The organism is Micromonospora sp. CA-248260, from assembly GCF_050942205.1.
Lineage (GTDB): Bacteria > Actinomycetota > Actinomycetes > Mycobacteriales > Micromonosporaceae > Micromonospora > Micromonospora antibiotica.
In genome coordinates this window covers 1,609,626-1,624,081 of sequence record NZ_CP192021.1, presented here as the reverse complement: position 1 = coordinate 1,624,081, position 14,456 = coordinate 1,609,626, and the positions used below count along the sequence as shown (strand labels likewise).

At 74.4% G+C, this 14,456-nt stretch carries 13 protein-coding genes; 8 read left to right on the top strand and 5 right to left on the bottom strand.

The genetic code is table 11. The features are described 5' to 3' along the window. Nucleotides 1–12: 12 nt before the first annotated feature. Complete coding sequence (gene nusA, locus ACQP2H_RS07495; protein WP_208569304.1) at nt 13–1,056, bottom strand: transcription termination factor NusA; 1,044 nt, start codon at nt 1,054–1,056, stop codon at nt 13–15. Beyond that, entirely contained in the window at nt 1,053–1,763 is a 711-nt protein-coding gene (rimP, locus tag ACQP2H_RS07490) for a ribosome maturation factor RimP (RefSeq protein WP_219468451.1), read from the bottom strand. The genes nusA and rimP overlap by 4 nt, the downstream gene beginning before the upstream one ends. A gap of 229 nt (nt 1,764–1,992) precedes the next feature. Here rimP and ACQP2H_RS07485 point away from each other — a divergent pair, with 229 nt between their 5' ends. The 7 genes from ACQP2H_RS07485 to ACQP2H_RS07455 all read left to right on the top strand — a co-directional run bounded on the left by ACQP2H_RS07485 (nt 1,993) and on the right by ACQP2H_RS07455 (nt 8,540). Continuing rightward, a complete protein-coding gene (locus ACQP2H_RS07485; RefSeq protein WP_433233478.1) occupies nt 1,993–2,442 on the top strand; it encodes a hypothetical protein in 450 nt (149 codons plus the stop codon). After that, nucleotides 2,439–2,888 carry a ferritin-like domain-containing protein gene (locus ACQP2H_RS07480; protein ID WP_208569301.1) on the top strand — a complete coding sequence of 150 codons (450 nt, stop codon included), beginning with the start codon at nt 2,439–2,441 and terminating at the stop codon, nt 2,886–2,888. The genes ACQP2H_RS07485 and ACQP2H_RS07480 overlap by 4 nt, the downstream gene beginning before the upstream one ends. A 57-nt stretch (nt 2,889–2,945) precedes the next feature. Next, the gene (locus ACQP2H_RS07475; RefSeq protein WP_088645558.1) at nt 2,946–3,533 is read left to right on the top strand and encodes a PadR family transcriptional regulator; all 588 of its coding nucleotides are present in this window, start codon (nt 2,946–2,948) and stop codon (nt 3,531–3,533) included. Next, the gene (locus ACQP2H_RS07470; protein WP_208569300.1) at nt 3,530–4,267 is read left to right on the top strand and encodes an ABC transporter ATP-binding protein; all 738 of its coding nucleotides are present in this window, start codon (nt 3,530–3,532) and stop codon (nt 4,265–4,267) included. Before ACQP2H_RS07475 ends, ACQP2H_RS07470 begins: the two co-directional genes overlap by 4 nt. Before the next feature lie 275 nt (nt 4,268–4,542). Beyond that, complete coding sequence (locus ACQP2H_RS07465) at nt 4,543–7,263, top strand: FtsX-like permease family protein (RefSeq protein ID WP_433231785.1); 2,721 nt, start codon at nt 4,543–4,545, stop codon at nt 7,261–7,263. Nucleotides 7,264–7,332: 69 nt separating this feature from the next. Then, on the top strand, nt 7,333–7,812 hold the full coding sequence (locus ACQP2H_RS07460; protein ID WP_208569299.1) for a nitroreductase family deazaflavin-dependent oxidoreductase: 480 nt from the start codon (nt 7,333–7,335) through the stop codon (nt 7,810–7,812). Further along, nucleotides 7,809–8,540, top strand: coding sequence for a nucleotidyltransferase domain-containing protein (locus ACQP2H_RS07455; protein ID WP_308291054.1), 732 nt, complete (start codon nt 7,809–7,811; stop codon nt 8,538–8,540). Before ACQP2H_RS07460 ends, ACQP2H_RS07455 begins: the two co-directional genes overlap by 4 nt. 79 nt (nt 8,541–8,619) lie before the next feature. On the opposite strand, the gene ACQP2H_RS07450 is transcribed toward ACQP2H_RS07455, so the two are convergent. Continuing rightward, a complete protein-coding gene (locus ACQP2H_RS07450) occupies nt 8,620–9,336 on the bottom strand; it encodes a VIT1/CCC1 transporter family protein (protein ID WP_208569298.1) in 717 nt (238 codons plus the stop codon). Next, a complete protein-coding gene (gene map / locus ACQP2H_RS07445; protein ID WP_219468448.1) occupies nt 9,333–10,190 on the bottom strand; it encodes a type I methionyl aminopeptidase in 858 nt (285 codons plus the stop codon). The genes ACQP2H_RS07450 and map overlap by 4 nt, the downstream gene beginning before the upstream one ends. Before the next feature lie 92 nt (nt 10,191–10,282). On the opposite strand from map, the gene ACQP2H_RS07440 reads away from it, so the two are divergent. After that, on the top strand, nt 10,283–10,597 hold the full coding sequence (locus ACQP2H_RS07440; RefSeq protein ID WP_433231780.1) for an STAS domain-containing protein: 315 nt from the start codon (nt 10,283–10,285) through the stop codon (nt 10,595–10,597). A gap of 22 nt (nt 10,598–10,619) precedes the next feature. On the opposite strand, the gene ACQP2H_RS07435 is transcribed toward ACQP2H_RS07440, so the two are convergent. Next, a complete protein-coding gene (locus ACQP2H_RS07435; RefSeq protein WP_433231777.1) occupies nt 10,620–14,294 on the bottom strand; it encodes a SpoIIE family protein phosphatase in 3,675 nt (1,224 codons plus the stop codon). Nucleotides 14,295–14,456: the final 162 nt, after the last annotated feature.

The window sequence follows — 14,456 nt, the reverse complement described above, 5'->3', positions numbered from 1 at the left end:
AGAAGTCTACCCCTAGCCGCCCGAGATCGCTCCGCCCGGCTCCGAGACGGACTCGGCACCGCCCCGACCGCCGGGCCCCGCCTGCTCCGCGTCCGACCGGATGTCGATCCGCCAACCGGTCAAACGCGCAGCAAGCCGGGCGTTCTGCCCCTCCCGCCCGATGGCGAGGGAGAGCTGGAAGTCCGGGACGGTCACCCGGGCCGTCCGGGTGGCCAGGTCGACCACCTCGACCCGCAGCGCCTTGGCCGGCGAGAGCGCGTTGCCGACGAACGCCGCCGGGTCGTCCGACCAGTCGATGATGTCGATCTTTTCGCCGTGCAGCTCGCTCATCACGGCGCGGACCCGCTGGCCCATCGGGCCGATGCAGGCCCCCTTGGCGTTCACGCCCTGCACGGTGGAGCGCACGGCGATCTTGGTGCGGTGACCTGCCTCACGGGCGATCGCCCCGATCTCCACCGTGCCGTCGGCGATCTCCGGCACCTCCAACGCGAAGAGCTTCTTCACCAGCGCCGGATGGGACCGCGACAGGGTGATCTGCGGCCCACGCATCCCCTTGGTCACGTGCACCACCACGCAGCGGATCCGCTCGCCGTGGTGGTAACGCTCGCCGGGCACCTGCTCGGACTGCGGCAGCACACCCTCCAGCTTGCCGAGGTCGACGCTGACGATGCCCTTCTCGCTGCGCGCCTCGTGCGCCTGCACCACTCCGGTGACCAGGTCACCGTCGCGGCCGACGTACTCACCGAAGTGCACCTCGTCGGTGGCCTCCCGCAACCGCTGGAGGATCACCTGCTTGGCGGTCATCGCCGCGATCCGGCCGAAGTCGTGCGGGGTGTCGTCCCACTCCCGCACCACGCTGCCGTCGTCGTCCAGCTCCTGGGCGTAGACCTGGGCGGCCCCGTTCTTACGGTCGATCTCCACCCGGGCGTGCGACTCGGCGCCGTCGGTGTGCCGGTAGGCGGTCAGCAACGCGGTCTCGATCGCCGCGAGGATCGTGTCGAACGGGATCTCCCGCTCGCGCTCCAGTGCGCGCAGCGCCGCGAGGTCGATGTTCACCTCTCCTCGTCCTCCACATCATCGTCGTCATCGTCGGCGGCGTGTTCGTCGTCGCCGATCTCGTCGTCTTCGTCGGCGCCGTCGAACTCGTCCGCCTCGTCGATCTCGTCGAGGCGGTTGAACTCGACCTGCACCCGGCCGGGGCCGAGCTCGGCGTAGCGGTGTTCCGCCCGGCCGGCTTCGGTCTCCAGCACCACACGCTCGTCGTCGGCCGCCACCACCCGGCCGGTGACCTGACGGTCCACCGTGGGCTGCGCGTCGGGCCGCTCGACCCGGACGGTCACCTTCACCAGCCGGCCGGCGTTGCGTCGCCAGTGCCGGGGCAGGGTCAACGGGCGGTCCACCCCGGGGGAGCTGACCTCCAGCTGGTACTCCCCCGCCACGATGTCCCCGCCGGACTCCTCGGCCGCGTCCAACGCCGCCGAGACCACCCGGGAGACGTCCGCGACGGCGTCCAGGTTGATCCCGCCGTCGGCGTCCACGATCACCCGGACCACGTGCCGCCGGCCGGCCCGGGACACGGAGACGTCCTCCAGGTCGTAGCCCGCCTCCGTGACCACCGGCGCGATCACGTCGCGCAATCTGGTACGCCGGGCGGCCAGGTCGCCCCGGGATGCGCCCGCACGGTCCCCGCCCCGGGCGCCGTCGGTGCGACGGGATCGTCCCGCCGGCGCCGTCGGCCGGGTGGCACGGCCACGCTGCGTCATCTGGGCACCCTTCTGCTGGTCGGCTGCGGTCGTCGGACCGGCACGCCGGGACGCCACCGGGGCGGCAGCGCCGGTGGCTGCGCAGAGCGTAACGCGCCGCCGGGACGGCGGCCCCGGCGGCGCACCGACGGCGGTCGCCCGGCGGTCGGCGCGGATGGTGTTGACTTGTCCGGTGGCCACGGGCAGAACGACGACACAACCCGACGGAACGGGGCAATCCCGACGTACGGTGCTGCGCTCCGGCGCACTTCTGGCGGTCGGTGCCGCCACGGTGCCGCTGACCGGTTGTGCGCTGTTCGACCGGGACGAGCCCAGCCCGCCGTCCGACCCGCTGGAACCCCTGGCGGACGAGGCCCGGGCACTGGCCGCCCGGCACCGGGCCGCGATCGCCGCCGACCCGGGGCTCGCCGACCGGCTCACCCCGATCGCCGACGCGCACACGGCGCACGCCGACGAGCTGCGCCGGCTGATCGGCCGCCCCGGGCCGTCCGGTCCGGCGACACCGGCTCCGAGCGCCGGGGAAGGCACCCGCAGCGCCCTCCTGGCCGGGTTGCGGACCGCCGAGCAGAGCGGCCGGGACAACGCGGCCAAGGCGTGCGCCGCCGCGCCGGGTGACCGGGCCGCACTGCTCGGTTCGATCGCCGCCGCCCGGGCCACCCACCTGGAGGCACTGAAGTGAACCGCCGCACCGCCCCCGCCACCCCCGGCGACGCGCTCGCCGGGGCGTTGGCCGCCGAGTACGCCGCGATCTACGCCTACGGCCCGATCGGGGTACGACTCACCGACGCCGACCGGCGGGCGGCCCGCACCGCCGAGGCGGCCCACCGGTCCCGACGCGACGCGCTGGTGCTCCAGCTCAGCGCCACCGGCGGCACCGTCCCCCCCGACCAGGCCGGCTACGCCCTGCCGTTCCCGGTCACCGACCGGGCCGCCGCGTTGCGGCTGGCGGTGCAGGTGGAGGAGCGCACCGCGGCGTTCTGGCGGGCGGCGCTGCCGGTCACCACCGGCGCGGACCGCACCCGGGCGCTCAACGCGCTGACCGACTGCGCGGTACGGGCCACCCGCTGGCGGCGCAGCGCGGGCCTCACCCCACTGACCGTCCCGTTCCCCGGCAGTCCCACCTGACCCACCGCCCGTACCCTGCGGTTGCGGTCCGCATACGGGGTATGCATACTCCGTCGCATGTCCATCCGTCACGGCCTGCTCGCCCTGCTGGAGCGCGGCCAGATGTACGGCTACCAGCTCCGGGCCGCGTTCGAGGAGTCGACCGGCTCCACCTGGCCGCTGAACATCGGTCAGGTCTACACCACCCTCAACCGGCTGGAACGCGACGGCCTGGTCCGCTCGCTGCCCGAGCACGAGGGCGGGCAGCGGCCGTACGAGATCACCGACGCCGGGCGGGCGGACCTGGCGCTGTGGTTCGTCACCCCGATCAGCCGCAACGACCGCCCCCGCGACGAGCTGTCCATCAAGCTGGCCCTGGCGTTGACCACCCCCGGGGTGGACGTGCGGGCGGTGGTGCAGACCCAGCGTGGCGCGACCATGCGCACGTTGCAGGAGCTGACCCGGCTCAAGTACACCAGCGACCGGCCGGAGGACCTGCCCTGGCGACTGGTGCTGGACGCGATGATGTTCCAGGCCGAGGCGGAGATCCGCTGGCTCGACCACTGCGAGACCAGCCTGGTCCGGCACCGGCCGGCGGCCCCCACAGCCCGCAGCGGGTCACCGCCGGAGGTGGTGGAGCGGGCCGACGAGGAGGCACACCGGTGACCGGCCCGGACGACGGCGCGGTGCTCGAACTGCGCGACGTCCACCGCACCCACGGGGGCGGGGAGGCCGCCGTGCACGCGCTGCGCGGGGTGAGCCTCACCGTACGACCGGGCGAGCTGGTGGCCGTGATGGGTCCCTCCGGCTCGGGCAAGTCGACCCTGCTCACCCTGGCCGGTGGGCTCGACCGGCCGACCGGCGGGGAGGTACTGGTCGAGGGGGAGGCCCTCGGCACGCTCGACGGGCGGGGGCTGGCCCGGCTGCGCCGTCGCCGGATCGGCTACGTCTTCCAGGATCTGAACCTGCTCGGCAGCCTCACCGCCGCGGAGAACGTGGCCCTCCCGTTGGAACTCGACGGGGTCGGCGTACGGCAGGCCCGGCGGGCGGCCCTGGCGGCACTGGAGGAGGTCGGCCTGGGCGGGCTCGGTGCGCGCTTCCCCGACCAGATGTCCGGGGGGCAGCAGCAGCGGGTGGCGATCGCGCGGGCGCTGGTCGGTGAGCGGCGGTTGGTGCTGGCCGACGAGCCGACCGGGGCCCTGGACTCGCAGACCGGGGAGGCCGTGCTGCACCTGCTGCGCCGCCGGGTCGACGCGGGGGCGGCCGGGGTGTTGGTGACCCACGAGGCCCGGCACGCGGGCTGGGCCGACCGGGTGGTCTTCCTCCGCGACGGTGTCATGGTCGACTCCACCGCGCCGTTGGCCGGGGTCGAGCACCTGCTCTCCGGAATCGGCCGGTGAGCGCCCCGCCCCATCCGGACGGACCCTCCGGCCCCGACGGCCTGTCCGCCCGCACCCCACCGGCCCGGCCCGACGACCCGGCCCGCCCCACTCACCCGGCCCGCCCCGACAGCCCGGCCCGCCCCGCTCACCCGGCCCGGCCTGACAACCCGGCCCGGCCCGCTCACCCGGCCCGGCCCGCTCACCCCGAGAACCCGGCTCACCCCGACGACCCGGCCCGGCCGGCAGGAGCCGGCAGAGCGACCCGGCCGGCCCACCCCGACGCGGGGGGCCCGGTGGGACTGCCCGGTCGGCTCGCCGGGACGCTCGGGTCCTGGCGGGCCGCGCTGCGGATCGCCCGGCGGGAGGCCTGGCGGGCACGGGGGCGCACCGCGCTGGTGCTGACGATGATCGCGCTGCCGGTACTGGTGCTGAGCTTCGTCGCGGTCACCTACGACATGGCCGAGCTCACCCCGGAGGAGAGTTTCGTCCAGCGGGTCGGTGCCGCCGACGTCGAGCTGCACTGGGTGGCGGAGAACCCGCTCCACCAGGACTCCCGGGGGGACACGAACTGGGCCCGCACGGGTGACCTGGTGGCCCGGGAACGGCCGGTGGGTCGGGCGGAGGTCGAGGCGCTCCTGCCGGCCGGCAGCCGGGCCAGCCGGGTCACCTGGTGGGTGCCGTTCGAGGTGCGGATCGGCGACCGGACCAGGACCATCGACGGGCGGGCGTTGGACCTGACGGACCCGCTGGCCCGCTCGATGGTGCGCCTGCGGTCCGGGCGGGTCCCCACCGCACCCGACGAGGTCGCGGTCAGCGCGCAGGCCGCCGCCCGGATGGGCGTACGGGTGGGCGGGTCGGTCGACGCGGCCGACGGCACCCGCCGGTGGCGGGTGGTCGGTGTGGTGGAGTTTCCCGACCAGCTCGGGGAGATCGCCGCCCTGACGCCGACCGGGTCGTCCCGGGACGGGCGGAGCTACGACGAGAGCTGGCTGGTCGACCTTCCCGGCCCGTTGGACGCCGCGCTGGTGGACCGGCTCAACGCGCACGGCATCCTGGTCAGCGCCCGGGACCCGGTGCCGGGTGCCCGGTCCCCCGACGGGTCGACGCTCAACCTGCCCGATCCGGTGCTGGCGAGCAACACGGTGTTGGTCGGCGGCCTCGGTCTGCTGGAGGTCGTCCTGCTGGTCGGCCCGGCCTTCGCGGTGGGGGTCCGGCGGCGGCGGCGGGACCTGGCGCTGGTCGCGGTGGCCGGCGGTGACCCGGTGCACCTGCGGCGGATCGTGCTCGCCGACGGGGTGGTCCTCGGTGGGCTCGGGGCGGCGTGCGGGCTGCTGCTCGGGGTCACCGCCGCGCTCGCCGGTCGGTCGCTGGTCGAGGAGCACCTGCTGGGGGCGCGCAGCGGGGGCTACCGGGTCTTCCCGGCGGCGCTCGTCGCGATTTCGGCGGTCGCGGTGCTGGCCGGGGTGTTGGCCGCGCTCGCCCCGGCGCTGGCCGCGGCCCGGCAGGACGTGGCGGCCGGGTTGGCCGGTCGCCGGACCGCACCCCCGCACCGCCGCCGCTGGCTGCTCCTCGGGGTGGCGCTGACCGCGCTGGGCAGCGGGGCCGCCGCGCTGGGTGCCGCGAGGGGCGACAGCCCGGTGATCCTCGCCGGGTTGGTCCTGGGTGAGCTGGGCCTGGTCTTCTGCACGCCCGCACTGATCGGTCTGCTGGCCCGGCTCGGTCCGCTGCTGCCGCCCGCGCCCCGTATCGCGCTGCGCGACGCCAGCCGCAACCGCTCGTCGGCCGCTCCGGCCATCTCCGCGGTGATGGCCGCCGTCGCCGGCAGCGTCGCCCTGGGCGTCTACGTGGCCAGCAACGACGCCCGCGACCGGGCCGACTGGCAACCGGGGATGCCGCCGGGCCAGGTGTTGCTGCTGCGCGCCGACCGGGACGGCACCGGCCCGCTGCCCCCGTTACCGCTGATCACCGAGCGGGTCCGGGCCGAGCTGGGCACCGACGCGGTGCTGCCGGTGGCGGTGCCCAGCTGCGTCGACCCGCAACGCCCGGAGGACTACTGCACGGTCACGGCGGTGCTGCCCGAGGACCGGGCCTGCCCGTACGACGCGGAGTCCTACGGTACGGCCGAGGTCCGCCGTGCGGCGCTGGCCGACCCGCGCTGCGTCCCGCCGGTCCGCATCGTCAGCGGCTTCTACCTGCCCGCCATGGTGGACGACGGCGCCGTCCTGGGGGTGCTCAGCGGTGCGCCGGCGGCCGAGGTGGCGGCGGCGGCCGTCGTGCTGCACGCCGGTGGCGTGGTGGTGACCGATCCCCGTTACCTGGTCGACGGTCAGGTGACGGTCCGGGTCGAACGGTGGGTCGGCGACTCCCGCCCGTCGGTGGCGACCAGCGTCACCCTCCCCGGTCACCTGTTGCGCGACGGGCTGCCGGTCGACCGGATGGTGCTCTCCCCCGCCGCCGCCGCCCGGGTCGGCCTGCGCACGGAGCCGGCCGGTTTCGCCGTCGACACCCGGACCACGCCGACCACCGCACAGCTCGACCGGGTGGTCACCGCCCTGCGGCCGTTGCTGCCGGTGTCGGTGATGACCGAACAGGGTCCGCCCCGCTCGCAGCAGCGGCCGGTGCTGCTGTTGCTGGCCGCCGGTGCCGGGATGATCACCCTGGGCGCGGCCGGGGTGGCAACCGGTCTCGCCGCGGCGGAGGGCCGCCGGGACCTGTCCACGCTCGCCGCGGTGGGGGCCAGTCCCCGGGTACGCCGGGTGCTGTCTCTCTGCCAGGCCGGGGTGATCGCCGTGGTCGGCTCGGTGCTCGGCATCGCGGCCGGGCTGGGCTCCGCCCTGATCATCCTGACCTCGATGAACCGCCAGTATGCGCAGACCTGGCCGGCCCAGTCGCCGTACCCGGTGGTGGTGCCCTGGCAGACCCTCGGTGTGCTGGTGGTGGTGCCGCTGGTGGCGATGCTCGGTGCCGGTCTGTTGACCCGGTCCCGCCTCGCGGTCGAACGCCGGTTGGACTGAGCGGCCCGCCGGGAGCCGGTGGCCGGGTCGGTGGGTGCGGACACCGCGTCGACCAGGCAGACTGTCCGGGTGCCCGTCATCGGAACCCTCACCCGCCGGCTCGGTCACCACGAGTGGTTCGGTGCCACCATGCGCCTGCTGGTCCCCGTCGACCGGATGGTCGGGCGGCTCACCCGGGGTCGGGTGGTGGCGCTGGGCCTGGTCCCTTCGCTGATCATCACGACCACCGGGCACCGCTCCGGCCTGCCGCGCAGCAACCCCCTGCTGTATGTGCCGGACGGCGAGGGGTTCGTGGTGATCGGTTCCAACTGGGGCCAGCCGCGCCAGCCGGGCTGGGTGCTCAACCTGCGTGCCCGGCCCCGGGCGGAGGTGGCCGTCAAGGGTCGTCGGCTCACCGTGCGGGCCGATCTGGCCACCGGGGCCGAGCGGGAGCGGCTCTGGCAGTTGCTGGTCACCGAGTGGCCGGCGTACCGCACGTACGTGCAGCGGGCCGGCGGCCGGGAGATCCACATCTTCCGGCTGGTCCCGACCGGTGCCGACCTGCCGTGACCGGGCCGGAGCCGGCGACCGGGGTGGACCTGGACGATCCGCGCTGGCAGGTCGCCGGGCGGACGGCCGACGCGGCGCGGCGACGTTTCCCGGCGGACGTCCTCGCGGTGGCCGTGCACGGGCCGTTGGCGCACGGCGACGACGACGGCGGTGGGGACGCCGAGGTCGGGCTGCTGCTGGTCACCTACCGGGTGGGCGGTGGGCCGCCGACGTCGACCCGACGGATCGACGGGGTGCTGGTCGAGTTGACCGTCACCGACGCCGACGAGCACCTGCGGCGGGCCCGGACGCTGACCCCGGCCTGGCCGCTGACCGCCGACCGCTACGTCACCACCGTCGCGCTGTACGACCCGACCGGCTGGCTGCGCACCCTGCGCGACGAGCACCTGGGCCGGTTGGCGCGGGCCCGGCCGGCGGAGTTCAGCACCGCCGCGCGGGACGCCTGGTTCCGGGGTTGGGCGGCGCACGCCCGGGCGGCCCGGCTCGCCGAGTGGTACGAGACCGATCAGGCGCTGGTGATGCTGGGCGAGGCCCGATTGGCGGCGGCCACGGTCAGCGGCCTGCTCGGCCGCACCTACTTCCGGGACCCGGGTGACGCGGTGCGGCGTACCGGGTTGGCCGGCGCGGACATGACCGAGGTGGGTCGGGTGCTCACCGGGCAGGCCGAGGAGTTGGCCGCCCGGGGCCGCCCGGTCGACGGCACGGTGGACGACCTGCTCACCCGCTGAGCCGGGCACCGGGCACCGGGTCGGGCACCGGCGGATCAACGGGTCGGCCACGACGAGCGACCCTGCCGGCGGCGACGGTCTAGCCGAGACCGCCCTGGACCCCGATGAGCATCCCGATCAGGTAGGTCGCGCCGGCCGCCGCCGCACCCAGCAGCAGCTGCCGCAGCCCACCCGCCCACCACGGGCGGTGGGTGAACCGGGCCACGACCGCACCGGCCACGAAGAGCCCCACCCCGCCGACGGCGAGCGCCAACGCGAGGCTGGTGGAGCCGAGCAGGTAGCTCAGCAGCGGGATCAGCGCGCCGACGGAGAAGCAGAGGAACGACGAGATCGCCGCCGCCCAGGGGCTGGGTTGTTCGTCGGGGTCGACGCCCAACTCCTCCCGGACGTGCACCCGCAGCGCCTCCTCCGGGTTGCGGCGTACCGCCTCGGCGACCTGGTTCGCCAGGTCGCGGGGCAGGCCCCGGGCCACCCAGGCGTCGGACAGCTCGCGGGCCTCCGCCTCCGGGTGGCGTTCCAGCTCGCGGCGCTCCTTGGCCACCTCGGCGGCGACCTGTTCGTTGGCCGAGCGGACGCTGGTGTATTCGCCCAGGCCCATCGAGATGGCGCCGGCGACCAGGCCGGCGGTGCCGGTGAGCACGATGCTGTGCGCGGACACCCCGCCGCCGCCGACGCCGGCGATCAGCGCGATGTTGGTGACCAGCCCGTCCATCGCACCGAAGACGGCAGGCCGCAGCCACCCGCCGGACACGTCCGCGTGGTGGGCCTCCCGCAGGGCGGCCGGGGTGTCGGTCACGGCAGGGTGAGGATCTCGTGACCGTCGTCGGTGACGACGATGGTGTGTTCGAACTGGGCCGTCCACTTCCGGTCCTTGGTGACGACAGTCCAGCCGTCGTCCCACATGTCGTACTGGTAGGTGCCGAGGGTGATCATCGGCTCGACGGTGAAGGTCATCCCCGGCTCCATGATGTCGGTGGGCCGGGGGCTGTCGTAGTGCGGCACGTAGAGGCCGCTGTGGAACGCCTCGCCGATGCCGTGGCCGGTGAAGTCGCGCACCACCCCGTAGCCGAACCGCTTGGCGTACGACTCGATGACCCGGCCGATCACGTTGATCTGCCGGCCGGGGCGGACCGCCCGGATGCCCCGCATCATCGCCTCGTGGGTGCGTTCGACAAGCAGCCGGGCCTCCTCGCTGACCTCGCCGACGCAGAAGGTGGCGTCGGTGTCGCCGTGCACCCCGTCGAGGTAGGCGGTGACGTCGACGTTGACGATGTCGCCGTCGGCGAGCACGGTGGAGTCGGGGATGCCGTGGCAGATGACCTCGTTGACACTGGTGCAGCAGGACTTGGGGAAGCCCTTGTAGCCCAGCGTCGAGGGGTAGGCGTCGTGGTCGACGAGGAACTCGTGCACCACCCGGTCGATCTCGTCGGTGGTCACCCCCGGCTTGCAGTGTTCACCGGCGAGCTGGGTGGCCTGCGCCGCCAACCGGCCGGCGACCCGCATCTTCTCGATGGTCTGCGGGGTCTGCACGTGCGAGCCGCGCCACTGCCGGGGTTGCTTCTTGCCCACGTACTCCGGTCGGGCGATGTGGCCAGGGACCGCTCGCCAGGGGGAGAGCGTGCCTGGGGTGAGCGGGGCACGAACGGTCATGACGACAGCCTATCTCCGGGCGGTCGGCGGGCCGTGGCGTGGCCGGCCCGTCGGTTGTTGCCGTGCCCACCGGGCTGTGCCATTGTGGCTTCGTGGATCTAGGGGGCGTATCTCCCGTTTTCTCCGCGAGCGCGGAGCTGGCAGGTGACCACGTCCACGTCACGGTGACCGGTGAGGTCGACATGGCCACCGCCGACACGATGGTGCAGACCGCGCTGCGGGAGCCGGCCCGGCAGGTCACCCTGGATCTACGCGCGGTGACCTTCTTCGACTCCGCCGCCATCCACGCGGTGGTCCAGCTCGCCCGCCGGTTTCCCGGTGCCCTGACGGTGTTCCCGTCCCAGCAGGTCAACCGGGTGTTGGAGATCTCCGGCCTCGGCGACCAGGAGTGGCTGCGCCCGGTCTGACCCGGGGCCACGCCGGGCCGGCTCAGTCGGCCAGCCGGCGGCGCAGCGACACCTCGGTCCCCTCCGCGGTACGACGTACCGTCAGCTCGCCCAGCGCCTCGATCAACGCGAGGCCCCGGCCCCGGAACCCGGCCCCGGTCGACTCGCGCCAGCGACCGCTGTCCCGCACCGTCGCCACCACCGTGTGGTCGACGATCGACACCTCGACCCCGATCGTCGGCTCCACCGGCGCGACCGGGTGCTCGATGGCGTTGGCGGCGGCCTCGGAGACCGCGACGATCAGGTCGAATAGGTCGTTCTCCCCCACGCCGTGCGCCACCAGGAAGTCCTCCAGCCGCTTGCGCAGCACGCTGAGCCGGGTCGGGTCGGCGGGCAGCCGCAGGGTGAAGCGGTTCAGCTCGGCGGCCTCCAGCGCCAGCACCGCCACGTCGTCGTGCCGGTTGCGCCCGTCGACCCGTTGCACCACCGCGTCCACCAGGTCGGTGACGTGCTCACCGCCGGTGCCGGCGTCCGCCCGCAGCTGGGCCAGCGCCGCGTCGATGCCGGCCTGCCGGTCCTCGATCAGCCCGTCGGTATAGAGCAACAGCCGACCGCCGGGGGCGAGTTCACCCTCGACGGTGCGGAAGTCGGTGCCGGCGATCGCACCGATCGGCGGCCCCAGGGCCCGCTCGTGCAGAAATGCCACGTCGTCTCCTCGGATCAGCAGGGGGGACGGATGACCGGCGCTGGCGTACCGCAGCCGGCCGGTGCGGGGAGAGAAGGAGAGGCAGAACACGGTGGCGAACGACTGCCGTTCGGTCGAGCCGACCAGCCGGTTGAGCCGGGTCAACGACTGCCCCGGGTCGTAGCCCTCCAGCAGGTACGCCCGCAGGCCGTTGCGCAGCTGACCCATCGCCGCGGCGGCCCCGACCCCCTTGCCGACCACGTCGCCGATGACCAGCACCACCTCGTCGTCGCCGATGCCGATCACGTCGTACCAGTCGCCGCCGACCTCGACGTCGGTGCTGCCGGGCAGGTAGCGGCTGGCCACCACGGCTCCGGGCAGTTGGGGCAGCGAGCGGGGCAGCAGGCTGTGCTGCAGGGTGGTGGCGATCCGGTGTTCGGCCTCGTAGAGCTGGGCGTTCTCCAGTCGTACCCCGACCAGCCGGGCCAGTTCCGCGACGGCCGCCTGGTCGGTGCCGTCGCCCTCGCGACGCCAGACCCGCAGCTCGCCGAGCTGCCCACCGGTGGTGCCGGTCAACGGCAGCACCTGGGACGGCTGGTCGGGCGCGGTGCCGCCGCCGTCGGCCTCGTGCCGCGCGCCGGTGACCGTGGTGACCGACACCCGGGCCGCCTCCGCCAGGCGCAGGGCGTGCCGGGCGGCGACCTGGACCACCTCGGCGGTCGACTTCGCGGTGTTGACCGCCACGGCGGCGTCGGCGAGCGCCCGCAGCCGGCGGATGATCTGCCCCCGCAGCTGACCCAGCTGGACGTTGGCCCGGACCCGGGCGATCAGCTCCGCCCCGGAGAACGGCTTGGTGAGGTAGTCGTCGGCCCCGACCGACAGGCCGGCGACCGCTTCGGCGGACCCGGCCCGCGCGGAGAGCAGCACGATCGGCACGTGCCGGGTGCGCGGGTCGGCCCGCAACGCGGTGACCAGGCCGAAACCGTCCAGCCGGGGCATCATCACGTCGGTGAGCACCAGGTCGAACGGGCTCCCGGTGGCTTCCTGGAGGGCCACCACGCCGTCCGGTACGGCCACCACCTCGTACTCGGGGCTGAGCAGCCGGGTGACGTGTTCGCGCAGGTCGGCGTTGTCGTCGGCGAGCAGGACCCGGCCCGCCCGGCCCGGGTCGCCGGTGACCGGGGCGGACCGCCCGTCGCCGGCCGGGTCGGACCCGTCGGTCCACAGGGCGGTCTCCGCGACGTAGAGCGACGCCTGTGACGACTCGGTGGTGGGCAGCGGCGCGGCGGAGGCGACCCGGTCGGGCGGCAGGTGCGCCGAACCGAACGGGACGGTCACGGTGAAGGTGGTGCCGTGGTCGACCCGGCTGGTGGCGGCCACCGCGCCGCCGTGCATGTCGACCAGTTCACGCACCAGGGCCAGGCCGATCCCGGTGCCCTCGTGGGTACGCGAGCGCACCCCCGGCACCCGGTGGAACCGCTCGAAGACGTGCGGGACCTCCCCGGCGGCGATGCCGACCCCGGTGTCGGTCACCTCCAGCCGCGCCGCGCCGGCGACGGCGACCACCCGGACCCGGATCTCGCCGTCGAAGGTGAACTTCAGCGCGTTGGAGAGCAGGTTGAAGACGATCTTTTCCCACATGTCACGGTCCAGGAAGACCGGCGCGGGCAGCGGCGGGCAGTCGACCACGAGCCGCAGCCCGGCCCGCTGGGTCGCGGAGCGGAAGGTGCTGGCCAGCCGGGAGGTGTATTCGGCGAGGTCGGTGGGCTGGTAGTGGGCGGCCAGCCGGCCGGACTCCAGCCGGGAGAAGTCGAGCACCGTGTTGACCAGCTTGAGCAGGCGCAGCGCGTTGCGGTGCATGACGGTCAGCCGGTCGAGGTGCGCCGTGGGCAGCGTCGGATCGGCCAGCATGTCCTCCAGCGGGCCGAGGACCAGGGTCAGCGGGGTACGGAACTCGTGGCTGACGTTGGCGAAGAAGTTGGTCTTGGCGCGGTCCAGCGCGGCCAGTTCGGCGGCGCGCGCCCGCTCCTGCTCGTACGCCCGCTGCTGGCCGACCACCCGGGACACCTGCGCGGCGATCAGGCCGACGAAGTCGCGGTACTCGTCGTTGCACGGCAGGCGGGAGCTACGGCCGACGACCAGTGCCCCGGCGGGCTCGCTGGTGGCCGTCAGCGGCAGCACCAGGGCCCGGTCGGAGACGCCGTCCGGTACCGCGCCGAACAGGTCGGCCACCTCGATCTCGGTGCCGGCCCCACCGGCGGCGACCCGGGACAGCACCGTCGGCAACTCGGCCGGCACCTGGTCCGGGTCGACGCCGCTGACCCCGGCCGGTACCGGCCGACCGGTCTCGTCGGTGAGATAGATCAGGGCGAACGGGACGTCGGCCCGGTGCCCGTCGAGCACGGCGGCGGTGGCCTGCCCCAGCTCGGTCATGCTGCTCGCCGCGCCGAGCCGGGAGCCGAGTTCGGCCAGGGCCCGCAGCCGGCGTTCCCCGATGACCCGCCCGGTGGTCTCGTTGACGAAGCAGAAGACACCGTTGACGCTGCCGTCGTCGTCCCGGATCGGGTCGTAGGAGATGTCGAAGTAGACCTGCTCGACGAAGCCGTGCCGGTCGAGCAGGAACGGGTGGTTCTCCCCCCGGTAGGACTCGCCGGTGCGGCGTACCCCGTCGAGCAGGGGGCCGAGCACGTCCCAGGTCTCCGCCCAGTGCTCCCGGGCCGGCCGGCCGAGCGCCTGCGGGTGCTTGACGCCGATGGTGGGCCGGTAGGTGTCGTTGTAGAAGGCCAGCTGGTCGGGGCCCCAGAACAGCACGATCTGGGCCCGCGAGGAGAGCATCATGCCGATGGCGTGGCTCAGCGCCGCCGGCCAGGTGTCCGGAGGGCCGATCGGGTTGTCCGCCCAGTCGTGCCCGCGCAGCCGGTGACCCATCTCGCCGCCCGCCGTGAACGCCCCGGCCAGCCAGGGCGGGAGTGTGCGGTCGGCGGACAGGGCGGACAGCCCTCGTCCGTCCTCGCCCCCACGGGCCGAACTCATCCGCGCCCCCTGCTTCGGCCGGTCGTGCCCCCCAGAACGCCTCGGCTGACGCCGGTCGCGTCCGTCTTCTACCCCGACGGATCAGGAACGTAACGCACGGGTTCGGACGGACGCTGGTAACTCGTGCCTCATCCTGCCGTCATCTGCCCGACAGCGCACGGT